Below are 23,670 nucleotides of genomic sequence, written 5' to 3' on the forward strand. Positions count from 1 at the left end.
ATGAAAAAGATATTGGCTTTCGTCTTTTTGGTTACGGCAGCTGTAAGCGTAAAAGCGCAAACCGTATCTGTTAACGGTACAACTACGTTGGACCTGTCTGCAACGGATGCAAACGATTCCGTGGCCATCATCGTTCCTTTAAAGATAGAACCGGCCAATGCTTCTTTTAAAGGCTTTCACATAATGGGCAACAAGCCTTCTATGGTAAGGCTCAATACATCTGCGCAGCCTATGTTCCGGGATGCTTTTACGATCGATTCGGGAAAACGGTCAAGTGAGTTAATACTTTCCGTGCGGCTAAAGGACCTGCATTGGGCCGGCACCTATACGGTTGAGTTGATGTATGGTTTTGGAACGGACACGGCGCAACCAAAGACACTCACCTTTACCGTTAACCGTCCGCCTGCGTTGCCAGAAAGTAATTCCAGGATAAGCGCGGGTATGATCGGCAGTGCGCCTTATGGCAATGCCATCTGGTTACACGAAAGCACCGGCCGGGCGGGCATCCCGCATTTAAAACCTGGCAGACAGATCTTTGAACAGATCGGCGCTGCTGAACTGTTTACGTTTACAGCGCCGGAATACAACCTTCCGGCAGGCGGTGAGGCAAACATCACCTACAAAGTGAATGAGAAGCATGCAGCTTCATTGCCGATCGGATCTTATAAGGGCAAAATATATTTCAATTCTCCTTCGTTAACGGCCGGGACTTTCTCAGTAGATGTGGAGTTTACCCACAAGCGAACCAGGACCTGGATCTTCTTGATCGTATTGCTGGGAGCTTTAACAGGCCTGGCCGTGCGAACGGGTTTGAAATCAAAAACAGATTCAGAAGGTGCGCGGCTCAACGCGCTGGTTCTCGAAAAGGAGATCCGCGAGGACAGCCGCAAGATGCACGACGCCGATTTTCAAAAAAGAATAACCGCCTTGCTTGATGCAATGCACAAAGCATTTGAGCCGCGATCAGTAGTAAGTCAACAGGCCGCCGCCGTTGCTTCAGCCCGTACGGAATATCAAAAAGAGCGAACGGAGTTTTTTAAATCCCTGGAGACCCATCGTATCGATTATAATCGCTTGGCGCAACCGGTATTCAATATGAATCGCCAGCCAATTGCGGGACAATTGTATGCAGTGCGGAGTTGCCTGTTAGAAGCAAAAGCTCACCTGGACGCGCTCGATCTGAGTGGAGCCGATCCCGTACTGGACGATGCGCAGAATCATTTCAGTGTTGTTGTATCTAACTACCACCTATACATCAACAGCATAGCGGCTTTGATCACGGAGGGAAATTTCTGGCCCATGCAGACGCGCCCTGAAACAAAATCTGCATTGGGAAAGCAGGCATCGGATCTAACAACGCTGAGCGCACAGCTATCGATCCCTTCAACCAATCCCGGGCAAACGCTGACCCAGATGGATCAACTGCAATCGATCGCCGGCGGCGTGGCAGACCTGATCTATCAGTTGCTCCTGGGCGATTTCACGGCAATCGATGGCACAGCCGCGCAGGACAGTGGTTTCCTACATGCATTACATGCGTTTACGGATGCATTCAAGAATATGTCGATCAACCCAAACGCGGTAACGAATGCCGGCTTCTATCTCCCATCCAAACTGGCGACCAATCTGAACGCCGCCTGGACGGCTGCGGTGAATCCAGGGATGAAAGCTTTTTCCGCAAAAGCCGGTAAGGTTATGGCAAATCCTGCATTGGCCTTCCATCTCGCTGCACCACTGGCCACCCTGCTGGAGCAATCCGCCACACCTGTAAACTATTTATTGCAAAGACCTGCCCGGCCGCTTACCCTGAGCGAATCCATCGTACAAACAAAAGCCCGTTACTGGCTCCTCACCTCCCTGCAAACCCTGATCCTGATGTTACTCATCGCACTGGGTGCCTACCAGTCGCTGGGCAATACATGGATGGGAACAGAGCGAGAAATGCTGCTCTTGTTCCTCGGCGCTTTTTCGTTAGACATCACTGCCAATTCCATTACAGATATTAAGTCGAAGATCCGGTGAAGGGGTTAGTGGTTAATAAAAATGATAAAAGGAAATGCGTAATGCATTTCCTTTTTGTTCAGTACACCTACGCCTGTCGGCTTCGGTGGACGAGTGGAGTTGAGGGTAATGGAATGAAGCAAAGTTCTTTCCAAAAAAAGGTGTTTGTTTAAGAAAAACAGTTTTAGTTATCTGTTTTTTCCAGTGGATTGTTGAGTATTTTGATTCGGCGCGCCGGCCCACCTGCTGATGAACGGCCCATTACCGCACCGCCCGCCGTGGAGGCACCCAGCATTGCATTGGTATCCCGATTCAACGCCTCGCGGTATTGCCTGTATTCTTTAGCCGTTTTCTTTTCAAACCCTGTTGGCATTTCGATCACAGCGTGATCAGTTCCGTTCTCAAACCCGACAAAAGTGAACGTTACATCCTTGTTTACATCATAGGCCTCGAGTATGAGGCCGGGCAAACCACCCAATTTCCACGGGCCATTGCTGTATGGGATCTGGCTGCAGAACCAAGCTTCATAAGTTCTGCCGCGAAATGTACAAGAGGCTTTCTGACATGCAAAGCCTTTGATCGTTCTAGTGTCCTGCGAGATTACCCAATCAATTACCGGGATTTTTTCAGCAATGGAATAAGTGCTCAATCCGGCAGGCGCAATAAAGATCAGTTGATCGGTGTCAAAGTTTTTGGTATAGCTGTCTGTCAATGAATACCTTTTCCACTCATCAATCGGCTGTGCGTTCGGAAACCGGGTTGCCTGAGCGAGTGCACCATTCATCCTGTCGTAATCGATATACAGGCTCATTTTTTTTGCCAGATACAATTTCATTTTACCCTTCTTGGGAAAAGTAAGTTGTGTCGTATCATCGATATGTGAAAACGCGTATTCTACGGTAGCAAAAACGCTGTCAGATTGTGCGTGTGATAATGGCACGCCAACGCATAAATCGATCAAAAAAAGCAGGATGATACGTCGCATAAACTTTGTTTTGAAAACAATTTATAACTATTTTATTAGTTTGACAACTAATTTTATAGTCAACGGCTTCTCGCCCGCCATTAATCCGCCTGCCGACTTCGGTGAACGGGTTGAGTCGGGAAGGGAATCGAGCCTTACGATCATTTTTACTTTCCATTAGCCATATAAAAGCTTCAGCAGGCAGCTATTATGGTCAGGCCCCCGCTCTTTTCAAAAGATAAAGGTCAGCCCGGCCTGTAACAAAATGTGACCACTTACGTTAGCGTAGTGTAACTCTTTCGCTATGAAAAAAATAGTAGTTCTTGTCATAAAGATTTGTATTGGTATGACCCTGAACGCCCAGAATGCTTCTTTGTCTATATTCAAAGAGGTAAACGATACAGTAGTTGCCAGGTTTAACAGGGGAGATTATAAGGGCATCTATACGATGATTGGCGACGCGAACAAAAAATATACGCGGGAGGGTGGGTTGATATCAGATCTTCGGGATGATAAAAAGTTTACCGGGAATATTGTTTCATCGAAAATAACAGATGATCTTGGCAAGGTGGTTCATTTTACATGGAAAGGTGAAAAAGCGGACCTTAATTTTGAATTATGGATGGAGGGAATGGATATCGTTCGGTTGAAGTTTAATGATTTTGTTACACAACCCGGGTGGGCGCCGCGAACCATACCTACCGATAATCCTCGTAAAACTGATCTCGACGCAATTGTTCAGAGGTATGCGTCCGTATATATGAGTAACCCCAAAGCTACCGCCTTATCGATCGGCATCTATTTGAATGGCAAAATGTACGAGTATAATTATGGAGAAACCAAAAAAGGCAGCACCGAGGTTCCGAATACGAAAACGATTTACCAACTGGGTTCTGTTACAAAACCTTTAATAGGTCTCTTACTCAGCAAGGCTGTCGAAGAACATAAGCTTAACCTGCAGGATGATATCCGCAAATACCTGGATGGCAGTTTTCCCAATCTCGAATACCAGGGTCGCCCGGTAAGATTGGTTGACCTGGCCACCCATAGCTGGGGTTTTGGCAGGTTCCGCATCAATGTTTTTCCATCGGGTTACGAGGCAATGACTCCCGTGGAGCAACAACGTTACTACGAGTCTTATACGATGGATAGTTTATACCGCGACATGCATTTGATAAAGATCGATACAGTCCCCGGCATACGCTATCATTATAATATCGGCGGAATGTTACTGATCGGCCTGGCGCTGGAAAAAGTATATAATAAGCCACTTGATCAAATTGTTCGCGGGTATTATGGAAAGACGTTCGATATGAAAAATACAAAGCTTATTTCTGACCCTGCGGATCTCTCCCATTTTGCAGACGGATATAACGAGAAAGGAGAACTTATGCCACGCACCCCTCTTATGACCCCATCGCTTTATACCATGAAAACGACAACGGCCGACATGTTGAAATTCGTTGCATCAAACGTGGAAGAGAAACTCCCGGAAATCAGGCTCTCTCATACACCGCAATGGGGTGATCCGCAAACTTTTTCGCTGGGATTTTTTTGGCAGGTAACCGATGATTTTGGCAAAGGCAGATGGATCAAACACAGCGGCTTTGATTACGGTTCGATCACCCTGTGTTCACTTCACCCCGAAGAAAAATTAGGACTGATCATCTGGGCCAGCGATGACAGCAGGCAGAACAATCTCTTTGACCTGGAGCGCTGTATCAGGGAAGCCATTCAATCACAGAAAGAAGGTAATCGCAAATGATTTCAAACGAGTTTGCATGAGTAGTTAACGGGCTAGTAAATCGGCTAAAATTGATTTCAGGAAAATCGGATCAATAGGTTAATGCATCGAATTTGCCTATAACATTCATGCGATCATGGTGGCAATTCAACCAGATCAGAATGCCTCGCCAAGGTTCAGGATAATGGAACGATAGTCTTTGCTGAATCCGTAGTCAATACCGATATTGGTCCTGGACTTCTTGTTGAATTTGATGCGCAGGCCGGCGCCACCTGCTGGATTGATACCCGTAAAGCGGTTGTTAAGATCGGTCACACTATTTACATTGGCAAAAACCACGAAACCAAACAGGCCGTTTTGTGTGATATCGCGCCGGTATTCGCTTTCGAAGTACCACAAGGTTTTGCCGCTGTAGCGGTTCTGGTCTATCCCGCGGCCTGATCGGTTGTAAGGATCCCAGCCGATACCGGGTAGATCCAATAGTGGAGTATTGCCATTGAAAACGGTCCATACATACGACCACAATGCAAGTGTATTTTGCTGCCGCGGACGTGTGGTGTTTAAGGAAATATATTTTCTTATGTCCAGGTAAAGTGAGTGCCAGCTATCATTGCTTCCGAGTGATTTGGGATTGACGCGGTAGACCAGGTTTGCATATACTCCTGGCAAAGGATTGATTGAATTGTTCCGCGTATCGTACAGCAGGTTAACAGAGATACCCGATGAAAAAGAGTTGGCACCGGTTCCGTAGGCATATCCTGTAAACTGCTTAACACTGGTAAGCGTATCTTCTGTTTTGATATTAAAATGATAGTCGAGGTTGTAGCCGATCCCTGCAAAAAAATAAGGTGTGATCTTTTTCAAGGCCGCCTGGTGAAAACGGATGTATTTGTAATCCACCAGCAATTTTTCTTCTTCAGCACGGGTGCCTCCAACGCCCCAGGTGTATTGCGGGTAAACAAGGAAACGCATATCACCCTGTATGGTCCATGCATTATTGGCCAACCAAACGCTGGTTCTCAGCGGCAGTCCGAAACGGCCGTTGAAATTCCAGTACGGCGTAAAAGTGGCACTCGAAAGGTTGGTCGTTCTCCGCGGCCCAAAATAGGTTGCCGCAGTTGTGGAAGTGATCAGTGCACGTCCGCTTCCCCCGGGAACGGAACTGTTGAAAGGCAATAACGAAAAATAAATGGTTTTACCGCGTTCCTCCTGCACAGGTTTAGGGATCCGCAGTTTTAACAGGCGGCTCGCTATATCGATCAGATCGGTTTGCCCGGTCGTGTCGCGTCTTTTTACAGGCGCTGCGGGGATGACCACCCCGGCTGCTTCCTGGGCGTAGGTGACAAAAGAATTTAAAACAGCTAGTATCACTACGATCAGGCGCATGCCTGTTCAATGAAATTATCATGCCCTGATGCTGCGGGGGTGAATACAAAATGGAATAAAGGAATTTCCGGTCAGGCAGTCTTAATAAAAAAGGAAATGTTAAAGACGTTTTATGTTAGTCCACCTACGCCTTTCGGCTTCGGTGGGCGGGTGTAGTGGAAGGGGGTGCAGTCGAACCCCTAATTCCTATTTTAACGTTTTTTGAAGGTTTAAATGATGTGTAATATTAGAAGATCCTAAAGGGATTAAAACCATTCTATAATGGAGAATAAATATATAATAGCCTATGCAAGGCTTTGTCCTATCAATAGGTGGGTGCTTAACACAACCCTATTCCAAAGGTTGATGGTAATTATGGCAGTTATAATATCTGCAATTTGGGTTTCGCTAAAAAAATGTAATGCGGTAGAATAGGTTTCATCTGATAATCCATTTTGATGGATTAATGTCATCTCTTCCGTTATTGCCAACACTACTTTTTCTTCGTCCGTAAAAATACCTTCAGCTTCTCTCCACGCATTCAATAAAAAAATACGCTGATTTGTTTCGCCATTTTTAATTGCGTCTTGAGTATGAGTGTTGATACAATACGCACAGCCGTTGATTTGTGAAGCACGGATTTTTATAAGTTCTTTGGTTGTATTTGAGATAGAAGCCTTTGAAAGATACATTTCTAAACCAACCATCGCTTTTAGTGCATTTGGTGCAACTTCCTTAAAGTTAAATCTTTTTTGCATTGTATTATTTTTTAATTGTTTAATGCAAAACTCGAGAATAAGGAAAAGAAAAAACTTAAACTGGTTTAAGAAAGGAGCCTCTTTCGGATTTCGCTTAAATATTCGGGGGTAAATCCTAGATAGGAAGCGATTAGGTATTGGGGAACACGCTGAACGAATTCGGGGTGATTTCTAACGGCTTGGAAATAAAATTCTTCTTTCGAAAACGAAAAAAGAAATTTGATACGTTTTTGGGCCGCTGCATAAGCCCGCTGGTAAACAAAACGAAAATATCGTTCCATTACTGGGAATTTCTCTAATAGTTGTTCCTGTTTTTCTTGTGTGATGTAAAGTATTGTTGATTTTTCTACCGCCTGAATATAAAATTCTGTATGGGCTTGATTTTCGTAGGCAAAATTATCAGTTAGCCACCAAGTTTCTATGGCAAATTCAGTGGTTTGTTCAATGCCTTTTTCGTTGACAAAAAACTTTCGCAATAAGCCATTCAAAACGAAATAATGATATCTACAAGTCTGCCCCTCTTCTAATAAGTTTTCTTTTTTAGACGCTTGTCTCACGTTGAAGAACTTTTTAATTTCTTCAAATTCACCGTCAGAGACTTCTACGAATTTGTTTATATGTTTTTTGAAGATTTCAGACACACCTATTTTTTTACGGTTTTTAATAAGGTTGCAGGTACATTAAAATATGTTCAAAATTAAACTTACAACATACGAAGTTATTGCACAAACCGATTTCATTGACCACCTCAGTTCGATTTTGACGAATGACTCGTCCTGAAAAAACCTTACATGGTTAAGAGATAATCCTGGTATTCCCTTTACACCAAATTTACGTTTCTATCGGTTCAATTGATCTTTTGTATTTCTCCCATCTTTTTGGCAGTGTTCCTTCGGTTGTATATGCGATTTCCGGCGTCAGATAATTCAATCTGACGTGAGGTCGCTGGTTGTTGTATGCCATTACAATATTGTCGATTGCTTTTCTGGCCTCGTCGTGATTACGATAGAGCCGGCGCGGTATAAATTCGGATTTAATAATTCCGTTCATTCGTTCCGCCAGTGCGTTTTCATAAGGGCTTCCGTTCTGTGTCGTAATTATATGCTTCGTAATATGCCTGCCGCGTTACACCAAACAGTCCGCATAGCTTCATTCAAGAAATCCAAAACGCTATAAAAGAATATCCTTTTAAAGGATGGTAACAAAAAAGGAAATGCATTACGCATTTCCTTAATCTGTGGAGTCGAGGGGAGTCGAACCCCTGTCCAAACATCGCTGCCATTAGCTTTCTACATGCTTATTTCATGATTGGTTGTCGGCGTTTCGCAGGACATGAACAGACCAACGGAACACTTAGCTGGATGGTCTTAAGCAACAGGCACAGCCTACTGTTGCAGCATCTTCTTTTGTTTTGAGTCGGCGGCGGCACCTGGAAAAAAGCTAACCTGTGCGGCGGCCCGAATGGTTACTCAATCACTGATTAAGCAGCCATGGCATACTGTGTATTGCCATTTGAAGTTTGAGCATTCAGATTTAAGTGCTAATTACACAACGCACTGCATGCTTACACCAACCGCGGCCTATGCTGTCAAAACCAATACGACCCCATATAACCAACTGCAAAGTTACTGAAAAGATACCAACCGCTTCGCATCTGTTCGCCAACAAAAAAGGGAATGCGTTTGCATTCCCTTAACTATTTCCGACTGTAGATCTTGTCTATCCCTTCGTGAATATCCGCCAGAAATCAAGCCCCAACGCGTAGGCCATCAATCCCAGCAACAATACCATGCCCACCATCTGCGCATATTCCATGAACTTGTCGCTCGGTTTGCGGCCGGTTACCATTTCGTAAAGGGTAAACAGCGCGTGACCGCCATCCAGCGCAGGGATCGGCAATACATTCATAAACGCGAGGATGATGGAGAAAATGCCGGTCAGTGTCCAGAACCTTTCCCAATCCCATTCACTGGGGAACGTGTTGCCAATGCTGATCACACTACCCAATGATTCACTTGGCTTGTCCTTTCCTTTGAAGAGGCGCCCGAGCCCCGACACATAATTGTCGAGTGTTTCCCAGCACGAGTTCCAGCCACGCGGAATGGCCTCTGCAAGCGTATATTTTGTGGTTACCGTGCCCAGCAGTTTGTAAGGAGACGCAAAGCCCATGCTTACCGCGTTCTTGTCTACCAAGGCCCTTTTGTTCAGCAGCATTTTTGAATGCAGCGTATCGCTGCCACGCAGTATTTTGAAATCTGCCACCGTGCCGATGTATTTGTCGCGCACGGGTGCAAACTCATCAAGATAAGTGATCGGGTGGTTGTTGATGGCCACAACCCTGTCGCCTTTCTGCAGCCTGGTATCGCTGAAGAAGATCGCTTCTTTGGTTACCGTATCCACAACCGCCAGTGACCGCGCGAAGAACAAAGTCACCAGTTTCCTTCCTTTGATCTTGTTGCTGAAGCCTGCGGGAATGGTGATGTTCACCGGTTGTCCATCGCGCTCCACGCCTACTGTTTTGATCTCTTTGAACACGATGTCTGCTTCGAGCCTTCCGAAATTTTCAATGGGTTTTCCGTCCATTGACACGAGTTTGTCGCCGTCTTTGAACCCGATGGTTTTTGCGATCGAATCTGTGTATACGCCGTAAGACAGGTTTTTCATCGGCAGTTTTTCTTCGCCCCAAACCCATTTGATGCCGATGAAGATGATCACGGCCAGTACAACGTTCACGATCACCCCACCCAACATAATGATCAGGCGCTGCCATGCTTTTTTTGCGCGGAACTCGTATGGCTGGGGCGGTTGCTTCATCTGTTCTTTGTCCATGCTCTCGTCTATCATCCCCGAGATCTTTACAAAACCGCCAAACGGAACCCAACCGATCCCGTATTCCGTTTCGCCCACTTTCTTTTTCCATAAGCTGAACCATGGGTTGAAGAAGAGGTAAAATTTTTCAACGCGGCATTTGAACAAACGCGCGGGAATAAAATGGCCGAGCTCGTGCAGTACCACCAATATCGAGAACGATAAAATAAATTGGCCCGCTTTTACACCCACACCTGCCCAGTCTATTGCTAATAAAGTCATATTTATACTTTGGGAAATTGATTTAATGTTGGTTGTGCCGCTTCCTTACATGTGAATCAGCGAGGCCGCGAAGTTACGCGCCTCACCATCGGTTTCAAAATACTCTTCTAAGGTAGGGTTTTCAATGAAAGCGATCTTTGCCATGGTCTGTTCCACCACTTCCGTCATATCGAGGAAGCCGATCCTGTTCTTCAGGAAAGCATACACCGCTATTTCGTTGGCTGCATTCAGTATGCACGGCATGTTTCCGCCCAGGCGCAGGGCCTCCATTGCCAGGGCCAGGTTGCGGAAGGTCTTGATGTCCGGATCTTCGAACGTAAGCGTTGCCGGTTTTTTGAAATCATACCGTGGAAAATCATTGGCAATGCGGTTGGGAAATGCCATTGCGTATTGAATGGGCAGTTTCATATCCGGCAATCCCATCTGCGCCTTGATGCTGCCGTCTTCAAACTGCACCATGCTGTGTATGATGCTTTGGGGATGTACCATCACCTGTACCTGCTCGTAGCTGAGGTTGAACAACCATTTTGCCTCGATCATCTCAAGTCCTTTGTTCATCAGCGTGGCAGAGTCGATCGTGATCTTTGCCCCCATGCTCCAGTTGGGATGCTGCAGTGCATGATCCTTCTTCACATTAACGAGGAAATTCGGCTTCTTGCCCAGGAACGGGCCACCGCTTGCAGTAAGAACGATCTTTTCGATCTTGTTCCTGCCCTCGCCCACCAGGCATTGGAATATGGCAGAATGTTCGCTGTCTACCGGTATGATCGGGATCCTTTTCTCCATCGCCTTGCGCATGATGATATCGCCCGCCACCACCAGTGTTTCTTTGTTCGCCAGGGCGATGGGCTTGCTGATCTCGATGGCACGCAGCGTGGGTCGCAGGCCGGCGTAGCCAACAATGGCAGCCAGCATCATATCATAACAATCCATTGCCGCCGCTTCTTCTATCGCGGCTTCGCCGGCAAATACCTTGATGGATGTGCCCGCGAGCGCTTCTTTAACGGCGGGGTACCTGCGCTCATCACCGATCACCACAATATTCGGGTTGAACCGGAGCGCCTGGCTGATGAGCAATGTATCGTTGGTCTGCGCGGTAAGGATTTCTGCGGTAAAAAGATCCGGGTTCGCAGCAATCACATCCAGCGCCTGTGTGCCGATGGACCCTGTTGAACCGAATATTGCAATGCGTTTTTGACTCATCAATTGGTTTTTAATGCAAGGATACAAGGAACAGGAATACAAGATACAAGTTCGGGTAATTTATACTTGTTAAAATGTACCCGTATTCGCCGGGTCCTGCTCCCGTTTTCAGTACTTTAATGGTGCCCGGCTACTTAAGAAACAAATGCGGCAAGATCGTCCGCGATCTTCCTGTCGTTACTCAGCCTCGGCACTTTGTTTTGTCCACCCAGTTTACCCACCGATTTCATATAGTCGATAAACCCGTTCTTACGCACCGTTTTTACCTGCAGCGGCATTAAAATATTACCGCTGATGAGATCGTCGTAATACACGTTTTTCTCTCTGAGGTTCTGGTCCAGTTTTGCCTGGAACTGCTGCAGCGATGCCGGTTCGTTTTCAAACTCGATGAACCATTCGTGGTAGCTTTTTCCTTTTTCCTGCCGTATAAAAGGCGCCACCGTAAACTCGGTGATCTTTATATGCTCTTCGCGCGCCGCTTTGAGCAGGGCCGCTTCCACTTCCTCGCCGATCACATGTTCGCCAAAGGCCGATATAAAATGTTTGGTACGGCCGCTCACCACCAGCCTGTAGGGTTCGGTGCTGACAAACTTTACCGTATCGCCGATATTGTACCCCCACAGGCCCGCGTTGCTGTTGATGATGAGCGCGTAGTTCTCGCCTACTTTAACATCTTTAAGACTCAGCCTGGTTGGCTTTTCAGAAAATATCTCCCCTGCGGGGATAAACTCGTAGTAAATGCCGCTGTTCGTATTCAGCAGCAACCCCTCCGCTTCCTGCGAATCCTGGAAAGCGAAAAAGCCTTCGCTCGCGGGGAAAAGTTCGATCGAGTCTACTTTCCGGCCGATGCTTTCGGTAAGGCGCGCCCTGTATGGTTCGAAATTCACCCCCCCCTGTACCATTACGCTGAAATTGGGAAACAGTTCGCCCACCGGTTTGCCGCTTTTTTCGATCAGCCGGTCGAAATACATCTGCATCCACGGTGGTATGCCACTGATCAGGGTCATGTCTTTGTTGATGGTCTCGGCAACGATCTTATCCAGTTTGGTTTCCCAGTCTTCTATGCAATTGGTTTCATAGCTCGGCAACTGGTTGGATCGGAGGTAGCTGGGGATGTGGTGGTTCACGATCCCGCTTAAACGCCCCGTAGGAATATTGCCGATGCGTTCCAGTTCGGGCGATCCGCTCAGGAAGATCATTTTACCACTGGCAAATGCAGCATTTCCCGTCTCTGCCATGTAACAAAGCAGGGCATTGCGGGCGGTATTGATGTGGTTATCGATAGAATCTTTGGTAATGGGAATGTACTTTACCCCGCTGGTGGTACCGCTGGTTTTGGCAAAATAGATGGGGCGGCCCTTCCAGAGCACATTGGCGTTCCCCGCCTTTACCTGTTCGATATAGGGCTTGAACTGCTCATAATCCCGAACCGGAACCGCATCCGCGAAAGAAGCATGGTCCGACACGCCTTCCAGCCTGTGTTCTTTCCCAAAAACAGTGGATTTTCCGGTTTTGACGAGCGATTTAAGAATGGCCTCCTGGTCGTCGAGCGCCGAGAGCATTCCTTTTTTTGTCTTATTATATATATAATTGGCAAAAGGCCGCGCCAACAAGGATTTTAAATTCATGGGGTCAACGATCGTTAAAAGAGCGCAAAAATAGCATTAAGTTTGGAGTTGGAAGCGGGAGTTTGAACCGTATGCAACCCGATTTAACGCTATTTACTGCATTTTTGCGCCAAAACACCCGGCTTCGGGCTGGCGGGGCCCGCTCTCCACACTTGTGGACAAGATTTATTTGAAAAATGTTTGTATTTTTTCAGCCTTTCGCCTTACCTTTGCCGTCCTAATTTTGGTAACTATGTTAGCAGTTGTAAAAATCGCAGGTCAGCAATTCAGAGTACAGGAAGGTCAAAGCCTGTATGTTCCTCACCTGTCAGGTAAAACCGGAGACAAAGTAGAGTTCAACGAGGTGTTGTTTACAGACAATGCCGGAAAAATTGCTGCCGGCGAAGCTGTAAAGGCGATCGTGAAAGCAGAAATTATTTCTGATCTCGTTCAGGGCGACAAAGTGATCGCTTTCAAAATGAAAAGAAGGAAAGGCTTCCGCAAGAAGCATGGTCACAGAACCCACTACACAAGAATTAAAATTGAAAGCATCGCTTAATTGAGCGGTCGGTTAAAAGATAAATAGAGATCTGGTTCTCTTATTTAGATTTTAGTTTAAAACAAAAAACTATGGCACACAAAAAAGGTGAAGGTTCCGTAAAGAACGGCCGTGATTCACAAAGCAAACGTTTAGGTGTAAAGATATATGGCGGACAACCTGCTTTCGCTGGTAATATCATCGTTCGCCAGAGAGGTACACAGTACCATCCTGGAAAAAATGTTGGAGTGGGAACAGACTTTACTTTGTTCGCATTGGCAGATGGTTTGGTTGAATTCAAAAAAGGAAAGAACGACAAAACCACCATCTCTGTAACACCGGTGGAAGTAGTGGCGTAAAAATATTTTTTTGTATTTCCAAATTTGTTTTTACTTTTAATGTATTAACTAACCATTAAATCTAAAAAACATGGCAACTGCAAAAAAGGCGGCTAAAAAAGCTGCTCCTAAAAAAGCTGCAAAAAAAGCTGCTCCTAAAAAAGCTGCAAAGAAAGCTGCTCCTAAAAAAGCCGCTAAGAAAGCCGCTCCTAAAAAAGCTGCTAAGAAAGCTGCTCCTAAAAAAGCTGCTAAGAAAGCCGCTAAGAAGAAATAGTCTTCTTGCTGCTAACGCAGAAATAGATTTAAGGCCTCCCGCAATTGCGGGAGGTTTTTTTTTGTACGCTGTGAGCCATTCTTTGGGTATTCAAAAAAAATCAGGGACGCCGGCCATGGCTCGCAGCTCGCCGCTAAGTATTAACTTCGAAACCATGGACAACTACGCAATAGCAGAGAACTTTGCCTTGTTAGGTAAGTTGATGGATATTCATGGCGACAACAGCTTTAAGGCAAAATCGTATGCGTCGGCCGCATTTACGATCGACAAGCTCCCTACCCCGCTTTCCGAGCTTTCTCCGGAGAAAATATTCGCGATCCGTGGCATCGGCGATTCTGTAGGCAGGAAAGTGGTTGAACAACTCGAAACCGGGGAACTCGGTATCCTGCGCGAATACCTGGAAAAAACGCCGCCCGGCATTCTCGAGATGCTGAACATCAAAGGCATCGGTCCCAAGAAGATCGCAACGATCTGGAAAGAGCTTGAAGTGGAATCGCTCGGCGAACTGTTGTATGCATGCAATGAAAACCGCCTGACCCTCTACAAGGGCTTTGGCGAAAAAACCCAGAACAACATCCGTGAATCCATTGAATTTTATTTCGGAACGCTGGGCAGTTATCTATACCAGCAGATAGAACCATTTGCCACGGCGGTGGATCAAAAATTAAAAAGCTCGTTCCCCGGCGAACAATTTTCTTTTACGGGCGAATACAGGAGACAACTCGAGATCGTAAACACTCTCGAATGGGTAACTACGGTACCCGTGCCCGGCCTTAAAGCATTTTTTACCGGCAATGGATACGAAGTGATTTCGGAAACCGGCGAATATATTTCCGTGAAGGGGAAGGAAAATGTAACCATGGGCTTCCATTCAACCGAAGAAGAGAACTTTGCAACGCAGCTCTTCGCCACCTCGTGCAGCGAGGCGTTCCTGAGGGCCTGGGGCGCGGCAACCTATTGGGATGCCGGCGCTGCTTACGGATCGGAAGAAGAGATCTTCAGCGCTGTGAACTGTCATTTCATCCCCGCTTTTCAACGCGAGAACCCGGAGATCATCCACAAAGCGTTGGCCGCGCCGTTGCCGCAGGTGATTCAACCCGGCGATATTACCGCCATCATTCACAGTCACAGCAACTGGAGCGACGGTGTTCATACCCTCGAACAAATGGCCACGCATGCGCAGCAACAGGGCCTGCAATACCTCGTGATCAGCGACCACTCCAAAACCGCGTTTTATGCAAATGGCCTCAGCGAGGAGCGTGTGTTCGCACAACACCAGCAGATCAATGAACTCAACACAAGGCTTTCCCCTTTTAAAATATTCAAAAGCATCGAAAGCGATATCCTGAACGATGGCAACCTCGACTACAGCAACGAAGTGCTCGGCAGTTTCGACCTGGTGATCGCCTCTGTTCATTCCAATCTCAAAATGACGGAAGAAAAGGCCATGATGCGTTTGCTTAAGGCGATCGAAAATCCCTATACTTCGATCCTCGGCCATATGACCGGCAGGTTGCTCCTGAGCAGGAACGGCTACCCGGTAGACCACAAAAAGATCGTTGACGCCTGCGCGGCAAACAATGTGGTCATAGAAGTGAACGCGCACCCGAGAAGACTTGATATCGACTGGAGATGGATCGAATACGCGCTTGAAAAGAACGTACTCATCTCGATAGACCCGGATGCGCATGCCACCGATGGATATGACGACTGCCGGTACGGCATCCTGATCGCGCAGAAAGGAGGATTGACAAAAGAAAGAAACCTGAGCAGCTTTTCGCTGGAAGATTTTGAGCAATTCCTGGTTGGACAAAGAGCAAAACGCCCTAGATCGTAAATGGTTGTTACCTGTTTAACAACCATTTAAAAACGCGTAGAAACGTTTACCGGGCCTTAACCGGCTTCTTCTGCCGCAACAACATCCGCAGGCGGGAGCTGTATAAAAAAGGTGGTTCCTTTCCCTTCTTCGGATTCAAACCAGATATGGCCATTGGCCTGCTCTACAATGCCTTTACAGATGGCGAGCCCCAGGCCGGTGCCGGAAGATTTGGTGGTGAAATTGGGTGTGAAAATATTTCCGTGCATGCCTGCGGGTATGCCGCCGGAATCGTCCCTCACCGAGATCAGTATGTTTTCTTCCTCGTGTTTTTGGGTGATCGCAACGTTCACCATTTGGTCTTTCTCTGTATTTGCCTCGATCGCATTTTGAAGCAGGTTGGTGAAGAGCCTGTTCATCTGCACGCGGTCTGAATAAACCTGGTAGTGCCCCTCTTCTTTTTTCCAGTCGATCTGTATGCGTGGATTGGTGCTGTAGAGGCGAACGATCGACGACAACACATCGGTAATATCAAACACCTCCATGCGTGCATTGCCGATATTGGCGAACTGCGAAAAATCGCCGGCTATCTTTGCCAGCTGGTCTATCTGCTCGATCAAAGTTACCGCCATGTTCTCTGATAATTCTTTCACATTCGGCGCGCCTTTCTGTATCGCATTCTGCAGGTATTGAATGCTCAGTTTCATGGGTGTAAGCGGGTTCTTGATCTCATGGGCAACCTGTCTCGCCATCTCGCGCCACGCGCCTTCCCGCTCGCTTTGTGCAAGCGCCTGCGCACTGAGCTCCAGCTTCTTTACCATCTTGTTGTACTCGTCAACCAGCATCCCGATCTCATCCGTCCGGTTCCATTCAATGGCTTCGTTGATCTGGCCAAGGTTCATCTCCTGCATTTTGCGGCCAATGAGGCTGAACGATTCGGTGATCCTGCTTGTCAGGAAAAATGCGATCGCCCCGGCGATCAGGAAAATAAATGCATTCAGGTTGATCAACGTGGCCAGGAAACCCGAGATCTCCTGGTTGAGTTCATTTTGCGAATTAAGGTATGGGATGTTGAGGTACGCATAGTTATTGCCCTGGTCGTCTGTTAACGGCACATAAATACTGAGGTACTGAAACGAGCCGATGCTCTCCGATTGCAGGAAGCGGATGCTGTGCCCCGTCTGCAGGGCACGGTAGGCACGCGGCTCCATTTTTGAGCTCAGCAATTGTTTGTTGTAGATATAAGGTTGCGTGGAAATGACCAGGTTCCCATCGAGGTCGTAATAATTGATGTCGACATTGTGCAGGTCGGAAATATCCGCAATTGTTTTTTCCAGCTCCGCCCTCACCCCGCTGTTGTCGGGAACATCGTCAAACGCCTGGAGCGAATTCTTCTTGGTGTTTACCTCGTTTGCCATTACCTGGATCGATTTAGACAGACGTTCCTCGTTGTTCCGGTTGAAACGGAGGATGAAGAACGAGATCGTTGCTATACCGATCACGATAAAGGAGAATACGCTCAGGAAAATGATGGTCGACTGGATCTGCGACCGTATGTTGAGCCGAAGCATCTTCCGCAACTCGTTCCATTTAAACCTTGCAACCAGCAGGTAATTGCCAAAATGAAAAAGAAAAATGATGAACAGGAACGAGCAGAACAAATAGGCAAACAGGGTAACCGCTTCAATGAACCAGGTATCGCGTTTTACAACGATGACCTGTTTGTTGTTGATGCCGTTGTACCAAAGCTCGTTGTAATCGCCCGCCTTCCGGTAGGAGAACTCAAAACCGCTCAGTTGTTTTCTATCGAGCTGCGAAGGGAAACTATAGGTATTAAAGTGGTTGATCATCCGCCCGCGCGTATACACAGCGTAGGCGTAGTTGGTATTGAGATCGGATGCCACATCAGATACCTGGTTGAACAACTCGGGGTAAAGCGCCTCGCTTTTGTACCGTTTCGATTTGATGATCACAAAAAGGTATCCCAGCAGCACCGAATCTTTCTGAACGATCGGTTTCTGGTACACATAACTGAACCCGTCCACCGTGTTTTCATAAATAAAGATGTCTTGTATGGCAGTAGGCTTTGCCTTGTTGGTTATGATGGTTTTGATGGCCGCATAACTTACCGAATCTTCATTGAATAAAGGGTGGTGAAGGCTATCGAAGGTATATATACGGGTATCGTATTTATTAAGATAGCCCGAGAAATTCTCATTGATCAGGCTATCCTTGATGAACTTATTTGCCGACTCCCCTTCCGATAAACGATGGAAATTGTTCACAAGAAACTGGTCGTCGAAATTGGTGGCGGCTATATTCAACAGGTTTTCGCCGGAGGGGTCCGTTTGCAGGGCAAGCTTCTCGGCAATGCGTTTGCGTTGTTCAAATTCCACAATGCCGTTCTCGTAGATCACCATCGATGCGATCGACATCGCAAAGATCATCACCCAGAAAATAAAAAAAGACGAACGCAGCAGCGGCACATACATATCTCTCTGCCGCAGGTTCAGCAGCAACAGGTACGCCATCAGCCAGATCAATACGGCCAGGTAAACACGCGTATCGGTTGTTGATGCAAAAAGAACGATGTAGGCGAGCCCGTACAAAGAAATTGCGAGGCACTGCATGTAAACCGGCAGCTTGCTTTTTATGGCGGGCTGCACCAGTATCTGCGAGAAATGAAAAAAGGAAAGCACCAGGAAACAAAGCACAACGAAGCTGATCACACTGTAAATGGTGAGCCCGAAGAAATTCGTTACGTCAAAGGGAATTTTTGAATCGCGCACCAGGCTGATGATCACCCCCGCCAGTAAAAACGCGATAACCGTAAGCACGAACAGGTTGATGTATTCAAAAAACCTCGGCCTGAACCTCGGCCTGAACCATGCCACACCATCTGAATGCGTTCTGTAAAAACTGACGAGCCAGAACAACAGCACCGAATTGACCAGCAGGTCGCCGAGCGAGGGATGCAACAGGTTTGACGCGTACACCGAAGGATCAAACAACGGCAGCTTGTTAAAATCGAATGGGAAAGGGAACAGGTACGAAACAAGCCTGATGAAAAGCACCGCCGACAATAAAAAAACAAATCCCGTTTTAAAACTGAACCGGTGCACCAGTTCCTGCGCAAGCGAATTGAGAAATACGAGCAATAAAATAATGGCGAGCACACGCAGCAGCACCGTAACGGAATCGTAGGCGATGAACGATTTGCCGGGTTTCAGTTTTACCCTGAACAGCGTTTCTCCCTTCCCGTTAACAACAGGAAAAGCATCTGCTGCGCCGCTGATCTCATACTGGTCGTTGATACCGCTGTACCCTGCAAATTCCGAATGCAGGTATTTGTTCTCCATAAAATACGACCAGCGTATGGGCAGCATCGCGATAACAGATACATCCTTTCCACCCAGCTTTATTTCCCTGCGGATCATCTCGAATTCCCCGTTCTGGTTCTCGATGAAATAATTTCCCTCGCCGCGGTAAAGGTCTTCGCTGTTTACATACATGTGGTTGGTGTTCCAGTACGCGAGTTTCGGGCCGTCTTCTTCGTTCCCGGTTGCGTACATAAAGAGCCCGATGTCCTCTTTCAAGGGGTCAACCGCTTTTGGCGATTGAGCGAGCAGTGCAGAAAGCGTTGCAGTATCCTTTAGCGCATCATTGAATTTTGCTTCCTGGTGCTGCAGGCGCTCCTGCAGCTTGCTGCTTACTTTTTCGGGAGAGGAGTGGTAGCTCCAGTAATTGCTGAATATAAAAGATATCGTATACAGCCAGGCGGCGGTGATGATGAGATATCCGTGTTTGTAGGCTGCCTGTCGTAATGAGTTGATCAACTATGTATGGTTTGCTTTTTTCACTTCGTTCCAGATGGCATCCATTTCTTCCAGCGTCATATCCTGTAATTTTTTGCCGGTTGCGGCGGCGATGGCCTCCATCTGCTGAAAACGGTGGATGAACTTTTTGTTGGTGCGTTCAAGTACGCCTTCTGCATCTACCTGCAAAAACCGTGCATAATTTACCAGGCTGAACAGCACATCACCGAATTCCTCATCGATCTTTTCCTGCGATTCCATCGCGATGGCTTCTTTCAGCTCGCCGATCTCTTCTTCCACTTTCTTCCACACATCTTCCTTGTTTTCCCATTCAAAACCCACCTGTTTTGCTTTTTCCTGGATGCGCGTAGCCTTAACCACAGCAGGCAACGACGGCGGAACGCCGGCAAGCACCGAGGTCTTGCCTTTGCCTTCTTTCATTTTCAGTTTTTCCCAGTTGCGTTTTACATCTTCCTCATCGTTCACCTTCACGTCGCCGTAAATATGCGGGTGGCGGTAAACGAGTTTTTCGCAAACGCCGTTGATCACTTCATCCAACGTAAACTTTTCCTGCTCCCTTCCAATACGCGAATAGAACAGGAGATGAAGCATAATGTCTCCCAGCTCCTCTTTGATGCCTTGCCAGTTTTCGTCTGTAATGGCGTCGGTGAGCTCGTAGGTCTCTTCCAGTGTTAGCGGGCGAAGGGTATGAATGGTCTGTTTCCTGTCCCACGGGCACTGCTCCCGCAACTCATCCATGATCTTTACCAATCTCAAAAAACTATCTGCTGTTTGCTGCATAAAAACGAATTAAATGGTCATTGCGGAGAAAATAAAAAAGAACGTAAACAGGAACGTCATAATGAACAGCGACAGGAACAGTATGATACAATATTTCAGTATCGTTTTCGCCCTTCGCTGGTGATAAAAATTGCGCATGGATTTATACATGAAGAAAAGGGTCAGTAACCCGAATACCACGTTATCCCATCCCACCATCCAGCCCATTTTATTCAGCAGGTAATCTACCAGCATGCCCGCGAGGATGATGATAAAGGTTCCGCAATACAAATGGATCGTAAACACAACATGGTTCACGTAATAAAAAGATTTCCTTCTTGCATACATCAACTGGAGTATCAAAGCAAACAATGGCAGGGAAACGAACAGCATTTGCGGAACAAGGTGGTTGAATTTCTCGAGCACCGCCTTCCAGATCGCCTTACCATCGCCATTGTACTTTTCGTTGAGATGCAGCTTCTGGTGCATGAACCGCGTTCCTATATAACCGTCGCGTTTATCCTTGGGCAGCCGGGCCTGCGCCGAATCGTAGGCTGCCACGCTTTTGAACACGGTATCTTCCTGTCCGCTGAGGAAATTGTTGAAATCCTTGTCGTTGCTCAGTGATTTGATCTTTGTTTTGTAAAGCGTGTCTTTCCGCAGCCTCACAATCTCTGAATCAACCAGTGCAAGTTTTTTTACCAGTGGCCTTTTGACCCTCGCCATGATGGTAGAATCTCCGAATTGCGTGCTATCGGTCTCTGCGATGCTCTCCTCCAGCGTTTTTTTCTTTTTCTCCAGGCGTTTCATCTGCTGCGCCGCGGTTCTTTCGCTGTCGTTGATCTTCATCATCTGGTTATTGTCTATGCTGAAGAAGATCAGGAAAAAGAATGCCGATGTAAACACATACATCCGGATCGGGTGCAGGTAAGAGGCGCGCCTTCCCTTCAGGTATTCGTGCGAAAGAAAACCGGGCCTGAAGAGCAGGTATTTTAATGTGCTGAAAAACTTCCCGTCGAAATGGGTGATATCGTATACAAAATGTGTAGTAAGATGCCAGAAACTTTCTTTCGGTTCAATGTTTTCCTGCCCGCAGACATGGCAATAACGGCCCTGAACAACAGCCCCGCAGTTGAGACAATCCTTTTCTTTTCTTTCTGTGAGATGCGACACTTGTTAACGTTTGGCTAAAAATACAGAACTATCTCATTGCCGCAAGAATAGACTGCGATTTTCAAATTTTATTTCCGAATTCGTGAAGATGGCGCGTGAAAAAGCCTCTTTTATACCCGTGCGGGGCAGGGTTGTTGACAAACCAGTGGTTTCACTTAAAAAAACGGTAAAACCGTATGCTGCGGGCGAATGTTTTGGGATCATGTAAACTGTACCTGTACCTTTGGCAAAAAAGGACCTTCATGAGATCATTGCTGGCGCTTGTTTGTTGTTTTGCGTTTACCGGCGCATTCAGTCAGTATTATTTTAACGATATCGTATCTACCAACCTCAGCAACGAGCAGTACAGGCTCTTGCGCGCAGGGAAGGTTAAAAAGATCATTGCCAACAGCTACGAGGCCGACAATACCCTTACCCCCGGTTTTGCACTGGAAGAAGAGATCAGCCTGGATGGCAAACGCATTGTGCTCACCACCGCCACCTCGCCCGGCAAACCTTCGGTAACCAACCGCTTTTATGAGCTCAGCAAACTGAAAAGGACACAATCAACCCTGAACAACATCGACAATAAGACCGAATATTTCTACAACGAAAAAGGACAGGTACAGCGCATTGTCTTCACCACTACCGATACCGTGTTGAAGTCGTCATTGGTTGAAGCGCACGAATGGCGGTATGGTGCGGATGGACAGCCTGCTTCGATGCTGAAGATCAAAAACAGGACAGACACTACCCTCATCGATCTCGTAAAAGACGAACAGGGCCTCATCATCGAAGAGAAATGGAAAAGAAAGAACCGCACGATCGAGAATTATTATTATTACTATAACGATGCAAAACAGTTAACCGACATCGTCCGCTTCAACACGCGCCTGAAAAAACTGCTTCCCGATTACCAATACGAGTACGACGACAAGGGCCGCGTAAGCCAGATGACACAGGTAGCGATGAACACCGCCAATTATTTTATCTGGCACTATACCTACAATGAAAAAGGGTTGAAACAAAAAGAAGTGGGTTACGACAGGCAAAAAAACCTGGTTGGAAGGATCGAGTATGTTTATGAGTTCTAGGCTTTTTTAAGAGACCCGCTATTTTTCAGGTTCCTTTGCCTGGTTGGGGACCGTCAATGCAAACGAGGTGCCCTTGCCGAACTCGGATTTAACCGAGATCTCACCACCTATTCTCGTCAATGCTTCTTTAACGATATACAGGCCTATGCCAAGGCCGTTCTTGAAATCGGTGCTCCGGAAAAAGATCTGGAAGATCTTGTTGAGATGTTCCTCAATGATACCTACACCATTGTCTTCGATGTGTATCACCGCCTGCCGTTCTGAAACAACCGCACTGAGTTTTACCCTTGGATTGGCCTCGTCTACCCGCTGGTATTTTACAGCGTTCGAGATGAGGTTATTGAGTATGAGAGAAAGCCTGAACCCATCGCACCTGAAGGCCACGGGCTGGTCTACATGCACATCGAAAACGATTTGCGGGTTCTGCATGTTGCAGAGCTCGATGCTGTCGGTGAACATTTTTTTGAAATCAACATCCTCGTTTACATCGTCGAGCCGGATACCCTTGTAGTATTCGATGGTTTTGTGGATGAAAACATCCATCTTGTTCACGCAGCTTTCTATCATCGCGAAATATTCGTTCACATCTTTTTCCTTACCTGGCTGCTGCAGCTTGGCGAGGTTGAGTATGCCCAGGATATTGGCGAGCGGCGAACGGAGATCGTGGGAGGTGCTGTATACAAAACGGTTGAGTTCATCGTTTGCCTTCTGCAGTTCGTCTACTTTTGCGCGCAACTGCTTCCGGGTCTGGTACAATTCAAAGGCATTCTGTATGGCCGTTTTCAGTTCCATTTCATCCCATGGCTTTTTGATGTAGCGGAAGATCTCCCCTTTGTTGATCGCATCGATCAATGCATCAAGATCGGTATATCCGGTGAGCAGGATGCGCACGGGATTGGGATGCGCTTTTCTTACGATGTTAAAAAACTCAACTCCCGTGGTCTTGGGCATGCGCTGATCGGCGATGATGACCTGTATGTCTTTGTCGTTGAGAATATTGAGTCCGTCGGCCACGGTCTCCGCGGTATATATTTCGTAAAGCCTCCTGAAACTCGCCTGGAACGCCAACAGGTTATTGGCTTCATCGTCGATGTAGAGGATACGGATCTTTGGTTCCATTGGATGACTCAT

Annotated in this window: 19 protein-coding genes and 1 other RNA gene; 7 read left to right on the forward strand and 13 right to left on the reverse strand. The window is 46.9% G+C overall.

All coding sequences use genetic code 11. From position 1 onward, the window contains the following. Positions 1-2,022 carry a hypothetical protein gene (locus tag GWC95_RS06120; protein WP_161817808.1) on the forward strand — a complete coding sequence of 674 codons (2,022 nt, stop codon included), beginning with the start codon at positions 1-3 and terminating at the stop codon, positions 2,020-2,022. Between the two features lie 163 nt (positions 2,023-2,185). Here GWC95_RS06120 and GWC95_RS06125 read toward each other — a convergent pair whose 3' ends face one another. Continuing rightward, the gene (locus tag GWC95_RS06125; RefSeq protein ID WP_161817809.1) at positions 2,186-2,986 is read right to left on the reverse strand and encodes a GLPGLI family protein; all 801 of its coding nucleotides are present in this window, start codon (positions 2,984-2,986) and stop codon (positions 2,186-2,188) included. Positions 2,987-3,269: 283 nt separating this feature from the next. On the opposite strand from GWC95_RS06125, the gene GWC95_RS06130 reads away from it, so the two are divergent. Continuing rightward, on the forward strand, positions 3,270-4,730 hold the full coding sequence (locus GWC95_RS06130; protein WP_161817810.1) for a serine hydrolase domain-containing protein: 1,461 nt from the start codon (positions 3,270-3,272) through the stop codon (positions 4,728-4,730). Between the two features lie 135 nt (positions 4,731-4,865). Here the strand turns inward: GWC95_RS06130 and GWC95_RS06135 are convergent, their stop codons facing one another. From GWC95_RS06135 to GWC95_RS06170, 8 genes are all read right to left on the reverse strand, one after another. Further along, a complete protein-coding gene (locus tag GWC95_RS06135) occupies positions 4,866-6,095 on the reverse strand; it encodes a BamA/TamA family outer membrane protein (protein ID WP_161817811.1) in 1,230 nt (409 codons plus the stop codon). A 284-nt stretch (positions 6,096-6,379) separates the two neighbouring features. Beyond that, entirely contained in the window at positions 6,380-6,832 is a 453-nt protein-coding gene (locus GWC95_RS06140) for a carboxymuconolactone decarboxylase family protein (protein ID WP_161817812.1), read from the reverse strand. Positions 6,833-6,897: 65 nt separating this feature from the next. Continuing rightward, on the reverse strand, positions 6,898-7,473 hold the full coding sequence (locus GWC95_RS06145) for a Crp/Fnr family transcriptional regulator (RefSeq protein WP_161817813.1): 576 nt from the start codon (positions 7,471-7,473) through the stop codon (positions 6,898-6,900). A gap of 190 nt (positions 7,474-7,663) precedes the next feature. After that, the gene (locus GWC95_RS20060; RefSeq protein ID WP_394351255.1) at positions 7,664-7,945 is read right to left on the reverse strand and encodes an integrase core domain-containing protein; all 282 of its coding nucleotides are present in this window, start codon (positions 7,943-7,945) and stop codon (positions 7,664-7,666) included. Positions 7,946-8,067: 122 nt separating this feature from the next. Beyond that, positions 8,068-8,439, reverse strand: a transfer-messenger RNA (tmRNA) gene (gene ssrA / locus GWC95_RS06155). A 112-nt stretch (positions 8,440-8,551) separates the two neighbouring features. Next, entirely contained in the window at positions 8,552-9,922 is a 1,371-nt protein-coding gene (gene rseP / locus GWC95_RS06160) for an RIP metalloprotease RseP (RefSeq protein ID WP_161817814.1), read from the reverse strand. A 45-nt stretch (positions 9,923-9,967) separates the two neighbouring features. Beyond that, entirely contained in the window at positions 9,968-11,125 is a 1,158-nt protein-coding gene (locus GWC95_RS06165) for a 1-deoxy-D-xylulose-5-phosphate reductoisomerase (protein ID WP_161817815.1), read from the reverse strand. Positions 11,126-11,259: 134 nt separating this feature from the next. Further along, the gene (locus GWC95_RS06170; protein ID WP_161817816.1) at positions 11,260-12,753 is read right to left on the reverse strand and encodes a GH3 auxin-responsive promoter family protein; all 1,494 of its coding nucleotides are present in this window, start codon (positions 12,751-12,753) and stop codon (positions 11,260-11,262) included. A gap of 232 nt (positions 12,754-12,985) precedes the next feature. Between GWC95_RS06170 and rplU the strand changes: the two genes are divergently transcribed. The 4 genes from rplU to GWC95_RS06190 all read left to right on the forward strand — a co-directional run bounded on the left by rplU (position 12,986) and on the right by GWC95_RS06190 (position 15,719). Beyond that, complete coding sequence (rplU, locus tag GWC95_RS06175) at positions 12,986-13,291, forward strand: 50S ribosomal protein L21 (RefSeq protein WP_161817817.1); 306 nt, start codon at positions 12,986-12,988, stop codon at positions 13,289-13,291. A 71-nt stretch (positions 13,292-13,362) separates the two neighbouring features. Further along, positions 13,363-13,629 (forward strand): 50S ribosomal protein L27, encoded by a 267-nt coding sequence (gene rpmA / locus GWC95_RS06180; RefSeq protein WP_161817818.1) that lies wholly within the window; start codon positions 13,363-13,365, stop codon positions 13,627-13,629. A gap of 70 nt (positions 13,630-13,699) precedes the next feature. Next, positions 13,700-13,882 carry a hypothetical protein gene (locus GWC95_RS06185; RefSeq protein ID WP_161817819.1) on the forward strand — a complete coding sequence of 61 codons (183 nt, stop codon included), beginning with the start codon at positions 13,700-13,702 and terminating at the stop codon, positions 13,880-13,882. 154 nt (positions 13,883-14,036) lie between these two features. Next, positions 14,037-15,719 (forward strand): DNA polymerase/3'-5' exonuclease PolX, encoded by a 1,683-nt coding sequence (locus tag GWC95_RS06190; protein WP_161817820.1) that lies wholly within the window; start codon positions 14,037-14,039, stop codon positions 15,717-15,719. Positions 15,720-15,775: 56 nt separating this feature from the next. Here the strand turns inward: GWC95_RS06190 and GWC95_RS06195 are convergent, their stop codons facing one another. From GWC95_RS06195 to GWC95_RS06205, 3 genes are read right to left on the reverse strand one after another with little or no spacing between them, the layout of a single operon-like run. Beyond that, complete coding sequence (locus tag GWC95_RS06195) at positions 15,776-19,534, reverse strand: sensor histidine kinase (RefSeq protein WP_161817821.1); 3,759 nt, start codon at positions 19,532-19,534, stop codon at positions 15,776-15,778. Further along, positions 19,535-20,314, reverse strand: coding sequence for a nucleoside triphosphate pyrophosphohydrolase (gene mazG, locus GWC95_RS06200; RefSeq protein WP_161817822.1), 780 nt, complete (start codon positions 20,312-20,314; stop codon positions 19,535-19,537). A 9-nt stretch (positions 20,315-20,323) separates the two neighbouring features. Beyond that, positions 20,324-21,466 (reverse strand): DUF3667 domain-containing protein, encoded by a 1,143-nt coding sequence (locus tag GWC95_RS06205; protein WP_161817823.1) that lies wholly within the window; start codon positions 21,464-21,466, stop codon positions 20,324-20,326. A gap of 242 nt (positions 21,467-21,708) precedes the next feature. On the opposite strand from GWC95_RS06205, the gene GWC95_RS06210 reads away from it, so the two are divergent. Then, a complete protein-coding gene (locus GWC95_RS06210; RefSeq protein WP_161817824.1) occupies positions 21,709-22,539 on the forward strand; it encodes a hypothetical protein in 831 nt (276 codons plus the stop codon). Between the two features lie 18 nt (positions 22,540-22,557). Here the strand turns inward: GWC95_RS06210 and GWC95_RS06215 are convergent, their stop codons facing one another. Continuing rightward, positions 22,558-23,670, reverse strand: a complete 1,113-nt coding sequence (locus GWC95_RS06215) for a hybrid sensor histidine kinase/response regulator (protein WP_237722089.1) — start codon at positions 23,668-23,670, stop codon at positions 22,558-22,560.

The organism is Sediminibacterium roseum, assembly GCF_009939005.1.
Lineage (GTDB): Bacteria > Bacteroidota > Bacteroidia > Chitinophagales > Chitinophagaceae > Sediminibacterium > Sediminibacterium roseum.

Coding starts and splice junctions, on each gene's coding strand:
- GWC95_RS06120 (WP_161817808.1), top strand. CDS start 1: ATGAAAAAGATATTGGCTTTCGTCTTTTTGGTTACGGCAGCTGTAAGC.
- GWC95_RS06125 (WP_161817809.1), bottom strand. CDS start 2,986: ATGCGACGTATCATCCTGCTTTTTTTGATCGATTTATGCGTTGGCGTG.
- GWC95_RS06130 (WP_161817810.1), top strand. CDS start 3,270: ATGAAAAAAATAGTAGTTCTTGTCATAAAGATTTGTATTGGTATGACC.
- GWC95_RS06135 (WP_161817811.1), bottom strand. CDS start 6,095: ATGCGCCTGATCGTAGTGATACTAGCTGTTTTAAATTCTTTTGTCACC.
- GWC95_RS06140 (WP_161817812.1), bottom strand. CDS start 6,832: ATGCAAAAAAGATTTAACTTTAAGGAAGTTGCACCAAATGCACTAAAA.
- rseP (WP_161817814.1), bottom strand. CDS start 9,922: ATGACTTTATTAGCAATAGACTGGGCAGGTGTGGGTGTAAAAGCGGGC.
- GWC95_RS06165 (WP_161817815.1), bottom strand. CDS start 11,125: ATGAGTCAAAAACGCATTGCAATATTCGGTTCAACAGGGTCCATCGGC.
- GWC95_RS06170 (WP_161817816.1), bottom strand. CDS start 12,753: ATGAATTTAAAATCCTTGTTGGCGCGGCCTTTTGCCAATTATATATAT.
- rplU (WP_161817817.1), top strand. CDS start 12,986: ATGTTAGCAGTTGTAAAAATCGCAGGTCAGCAATTCAGAGTACAGGAA.
- rpmA (WP_161817818.1), top strand. CDS start 13,363: ATGGCACACAAAAAAGGTGAAGGTTCCGTAAAGAACGGCCGTGATTCA.
- GWC95_RS06185 (WP_161817819.1), top strand. CDS start 13,700: ATGGCAACTGCAAAAAAGGCGGCTAAAAAAGCTGCTCCTAAAAAAGCT.
- GWC95_RS06190 (WP_161817820.1), top strand. CDS start 14,037: ATGGACAACTACGCAATAGCAGAGAACTTTGCCTTGTTAGGTAAGTTG.
- mazG (WP_161817822.1), bottom strand. CDS start 20,314: ATGCAGCAAACAGCAGATAGTTTTTTGAGATTGGTAAAGATCATGGAT.
- GWC95_RS06210 (WP_161817824.1), top strand. CDS start 21,709: ATGAGATCATTGCTGGCGCTTGTTTGTTGTTTTGCGTTTACCGGCGCA.
- GWC95_RS06215 (WP_237722089.1), bottom strand. CDS start 23,670: ATGAGTCATCCAATGGAACCAAAGATCCGTATCCTCTACATCGACGAT.